The organism is Humidesulfovibrio sp. (assembly GCF_035560995.1).
Lineage (GTDB): Bacteria > Desulfobacterota > Desulfovibrionia > Desulfovibrionales > Desulfovibrionaceae > Humidesulfovibrio.
Genome location: NZ_DATMYK010000074.1, coordinates 1 through 4,330, shown reverse-complemented (window position 1 = coordinate 4,330; position 4,330 = coordinate 1). Strand labels below are relative to the sequence as shown.

At 63.8% G+C, this 4,330-nt stretch carries 6 protein-coding genes; 2 read left to right on the top strand and 4 right to left on the bottom strand.

Annotated elements, in window-relative coordinates; genetic code table 11:
- From VN419_RS02820 to VN419_RS02810, 3 genes are all read right to left on the bottom strand, one after another.
- A partial coding sequence (locus VN419_RS02820; protein ID WP_325644225.1) for a hypothetical protein occupies positions 1 to 278 on the bottom strand: 278 nt, incomplete at its 3' end.
- Complete coding sequence (locus tag VN419_RS02815; protein ID WP_325644223.1) at positions 278 to 2,017, bottom strand: ARMT1-like domain-containing protein; 1,740 nt, start codon at positions 2,015 to 2,017, stop codon at positions 278 to 280. The genes VN419_RS02820 and VN419_RS02815, both read right to left, overlap by 1 nt.
- A 3-nt stretch (positions 2,018 to 2,020) precedes the next feature.
- Complete coding sequence (locus VN419_RS02810; protein ID WP_325644221.1) at positions 2,021 to 2,890, bottom strand: NAD(+)/NADH kinase; 870 nt, start codon at positions 2,888 to 2,890, stop codon at positions 2,021 to 2,023.
- Between the two features lie 194 nt (positions 2,891 to 3,084).
- Here VN419_RS02810 and VN419_RS02805 point away from each other — a divergent pair, with 194 nt between their 5' ends.
- Together VN419_RS02805 and flgM are read left to right on the top strand one after the other, a co-directional pair.
- Entirely contained in the window at positions 3,085 to 3,501 is a 417-nt protein-coding gene (locus VN419_RS02805) for a DVU0524 family FlgM-associated protein (RefSeq protein WP_325644219.1), read from the top strand.
- Between the two features lie 29 nt (positions 3,502 to 3,530).
- Positions 3,531 to 3,839 (top strand): flagellar biosynthesis anti-sigma factor FlgM, encoded by a 309-nt coding sequence (gene flgM, locus VN419_RS02800; RefSeq protein WP_325644217.1) that lies wholly within the window; start codon positions 3,531 to 3,533, stop codon positions 3,837 to 3,839.
- Between the two features lie 178 nt (positions 3,840 to 4,017).
- Here flgM and fliW read toward each other — a convergent pair.
- Positions 4,018 to 4,330, bottom strand: a 313-nt coding sequence (fliW, locus tag VN419_RS02795; RefSeq protein WP_325644215.1) for a flagellar assembly protein FliW, incomplete at its 5' end; no start/stop codon positions are given.

Here is a 4,330-nt window from a genome sequence, read left to right as displayed (position 1 = left end):
GACTGGGCCTCCTGGCCGCTGCGCGGGCGGAAGACCCCGGTCCTCTGCCCGTCCGGCTCCACGGTTTCCGGCTCCTGGCGCAGCTCGTAGCCGTCTTCTTGCCGGGGCTGCTGTGGCTGGCGAATTTGCGCCGGGGTGCCGGTGCGCGTGCGGCGCACGCTGGAGGCCGGGCGACCGGGCGAACTGCGCGGCAAGTAGTCGAGCATGGAGCAGCCCGCCAGCAGCGCCAGCAGAAAAACGGCCAGCGCCGCGCGCACTGCCCTGCCCGGCTTCCCCATCAGCCCCCCACGACAACGTCGGAGAAGCGGCCCACGCCGTATTCGCGTCGGCGCAGGAACTTCTCCGGCCCGGGGCCTATGATCTGCAGTTCAGGCTGGCGCTTCTGCACCGAAAGCGCGATCTGCATCTCCTTGGTGCAGCCGGTGGAATAGGTGGCGTCCTTTCCGGCCCAGATGGGCGGCACCCGCTTGCCCATGAGTTCGAAGCTCTTCTCGATGTCCGTGTCGGTCTGGAAACGCCACACGTTCAGGTAGCCGCTTCTCTGCACGCGCTCCCACATGAACATCAGGTCGTCGGCGTCCATGCCTTCCTCGAAGTGTTCACCGGGGTTGATGATGAAGGTGCCCTCCAGGCGCGAGCGCAGATACGTCACAAAGGTGTTCAGCACCTCTATGGCCACCTTCACCTGGCCGGGAATGCTGCCCACCACGGCGCTGTAGAACATGACGGTCTTGCCCTCGGCCCTGGCCTCGCGCATCTGGTTGATGATGGCGTCGGCCTTGGCGATGATGGCCTCTTCGCTGAATTTGTGGATGTGCTCGGGCTTGGCCTTGAAGAACATGCGGAACTTGCCCAAGGAATCACTGAAGAACACCAGCACGTCGCGGGTGAACTCGTTGCTGGTGCCGATGAAGCGGCGGTAGTAGGCCTCGCCCTTGGCCAGCACCAGGTCGCATTCCTTCCAGGCGCGGGCGAAGGTGACGCTGAGGCGGTAAGGGTTGAAGCGCTCGCGCGTGCCGTCGGAGATGACCACCAGGGGATGCTCGCGGATGGCCTGCAACAGCTCGTTCTTGGTCACGCGGTCGTTGTTCAGAAAATAGGCTCCGCGGAAGGCCTCGGCCAGTATGGGGTCGGAATCGATGTCCCACACGGTGGGGCTGTCGAAGTAGAAGCCCTCCTTCAGGGCCAGCACCACGCGGTGGCCCTGGCGCAAAAGCGAACGCACCACCTTGAGGTCCATGAGGATGCCGCCGCTGGCTCTGGGCAGGTACAGGATGCGCAGAGGCCCGCGTTCCGGCGCGAAGAGCGCCCGCAGGGGCGAAAAATCCACGCGGTCCAGACTGTTGCGCATGTCGTCGGCATCCAGGCCGATGGTGGCGTCGTCGTCGTTCCAGAAGGGCTTGTGGGTGGAGAAGAACAAAAGCCGCGCCATCTCCAGCAGGTCCAGCTCAAAACGCAGGTCGGCGATGCGCGTGCAGGCGATGCGTTCCTCAGGGCACACGTTCACCAGACGGTTGAAGAAGGGCCCCTCCAGAAAGGCCTTGGCGCGGCGGTTCTTGGCGCGCTTCTTCTCCTGGTAGGGATCGGGTATGCCGCTTAGGGCCAGGAAGATCGTCAGCATGCGCTTCAGCAGCCGCGAGGGGATGAGGATGGGCGTGTTGAGCGTCATGCGGAACTTGTGGCGGCACAGGTGCAGCACGCGCTTGCGGCCGGGCCCTTTGGGCATGGCGGCGCGCACGGTGCGCACAAGAAGCCGCCACTGGTCGGTGTATTCGCGCTTCAGGGAATCGTCCAGCCGGGCCTTAAGCAGGAAGTGCAGCATCCAGTCGCCGCAGGGGGCGTAGAAGCTGTCCTCGTCGAGCGACACAATGAAGCGTATCTGCTCCGGCGTAGCGTTCTCCGGGTCGATGGAGTGCTCCAGGCCGTTCTCGGTCATGAAGTGCAGCAGCAGGGCGTCCAGGACGGGGTCCGCGCCGTAGCGGATCTCGCGGGTGGAATCGAAGACGAAGTCGGGCACGGGCTACCTCTGGGTGAAAAAGCCTTTGTTCGCCAGCTTGGCGAAGTACGAACTGCAACCGGACGTATGGGCCATGACGAGATCGTCGGTGCTGCGCGAAATGTTCACTTCGTCGCCCGCGGCAAGGGCAAAGGAGCGCTGGCCGTCCACGGTCATGCGCACCTCGCCGCGGCGCTCCTCCACCAGGACGTTCAAAGGGGCGTCGGCTGGCAGCACCATGGGGCCGAAGGTGTTGAGAAACGGGCACACCGGCGTGATGCAGAAGGCCTGCATCTCCGGGTGGACCAGCGGCCCGCCGGCGGAATAGCCGTAGGCCGTGGAGCCAGTGGGCGTGCTGACGATGAGGCCGTCGGCACGCATGGCGCCCACGCGCTCGCGGGCGCCCTCCTCCCCGCGCATGACGGACAGGCGGATGAGCCGGGCCATATCGCCCCGGCTGACGACCACGTCGTTCACCGCCACGCCGGAGCAGACACTTGCCCCCTGGCGCAGCACCCCGTACGACAGGCAGACCCGGCGCGACAGGCTGTAGCTGCCGGAAAGCAGCGCCTCCAGGCGCTTCTGCCAGTTGGACGCGCCTTCGGCCAGGAAGCCCACGCGGCCGAGGTTCAGCCCCAGGACGGGCAGACCGAGCTTCAGGCACACGCGGGAAACGCCGATGAAGGTGCCATCGCCGCCGAGGACAACGACCATGTCCCAGGCCTGTCCCTGGGGCGGCTGGCAGGAGGAGAGGCCATCGCCCACGCGGTGCTCGCACAGGGTGGCCTGCGCGCCGTGGCCGGACAGCCAGGCGGCTATGTCCTGCCCAAGATTTTTGGCCTGGGTGTCGTCATTGCGCAGCATCAAGAGAAAGGAACGTTTTTCTTCGCTCATGCTGCGACCCTAGACAAATCCTTCATAACATTCAACAGGCAGCGGGATGCCACAGGTCTTCCACAGGGCTGGTCCCGGAATCAGGGCCAGACCGCTTGCTGGGGAAAATTCCCTGCAAGCGATTTTTTTTCGCGATAGGCCTAAAGTTATTTCCGGCACCTGACGATAACGGAGTCAAGCGAGGAGTGTATGTGATGGTTGTTCAACCGGTGAATGTTCGCCTCATGCTGCGCACCTACGGCAAGCAGCTGACAAGCGCCAAGCGGCTGGCCCGCTTCAAGCGTGCGCTTGCCTTATCGGGCGCGCAGGACATGGTGAGCATCTCACGGGAAGCGAAGCGCCGCGAACTTGTGGAGCGCATCGCGCAGGAGGTTATTGAAAACCTCCTCGTAAACGGGCAAGACAATCCGGTGGTGAGCAAGGTTCTGATGGACCTGGAGCAGCAATTGGGCGAACGGGTGCTTTTCGACTATCCTCTCGACGGCGGCGAGGTGCAGATCCTCCGCCAAACACCCGAAGGCCCGCAGGAGATCAATCCCGAGGAAAAGATGCGCATCATGCGCTCCCTTTGGGAGATCACCTTAAGCAAGGTTGACGACACGATGTTGTGATACCCTCAAAAAAATAGAGGGGGAGAGCCATGGAGATCAAGAAGGTTTACGGGGAAATGAATCCCTACTCCTCGCAGAAGCTGCAGGAGAACCAGCGGGTCCAGCAGGACCAGACGGCGCAGGGGACCGCAACCGCCCAGCAGATGGGCGACAAGGTCGCGCTCTCGCCAGAGGCGCGCAACCTGGCCACGGCCATGGGTGTGGCCAACACCGCTCCGGACACGCGGGCCGACAAGGTGCGCGAGCTGAAGGAGCAGGTGCAGGCCGGAACCTACAAGCCGGACATCCGCAAGGCAGCCACCAACCTGATCCGCGACGAGGTGAGCCTGACCCGCTGAATGGCGGCGGGCTGAGCCTTGAAACGGCCGCAGGCGCCACGCCATTGCTGCGCCGAACGTCGACAAAGCCCAACGCATCAAGATACCAAAACAAATAAAAAACCCTGCCGGTTCGCGCTGGCAGGGTTTTCTTTGGCGTGAAGAAAAGCGGCTAGTCTTGTGGCGCGCCCCCGGGCAGTTACGCTGGCGAACCCTCATCCGGCCCGGCCTGCTCGGCCGATTCGGGGCGGGGAATATCCACCAGGCGGAAATGCGTGGGATACTTGGAGTCCACCTGCGGAGCCTGGAGGCCAAGGCGGGCCTTGGTGTTCAGGATGATGGGCCCGGAAAGATTCAGGGTGGTCTCCTGCGGGCGGTTCTTGGGAATGGTGACGGTGACGAGCACCGCGATCTGGCGGATGCTTTCCACGCGCAGGATCTTCTTCTCGGCCTGCTCCAGCTTCACGTTGTACTCGGGCAGAAACGGAAAAGGATCGGCCACGAGCAGGCCC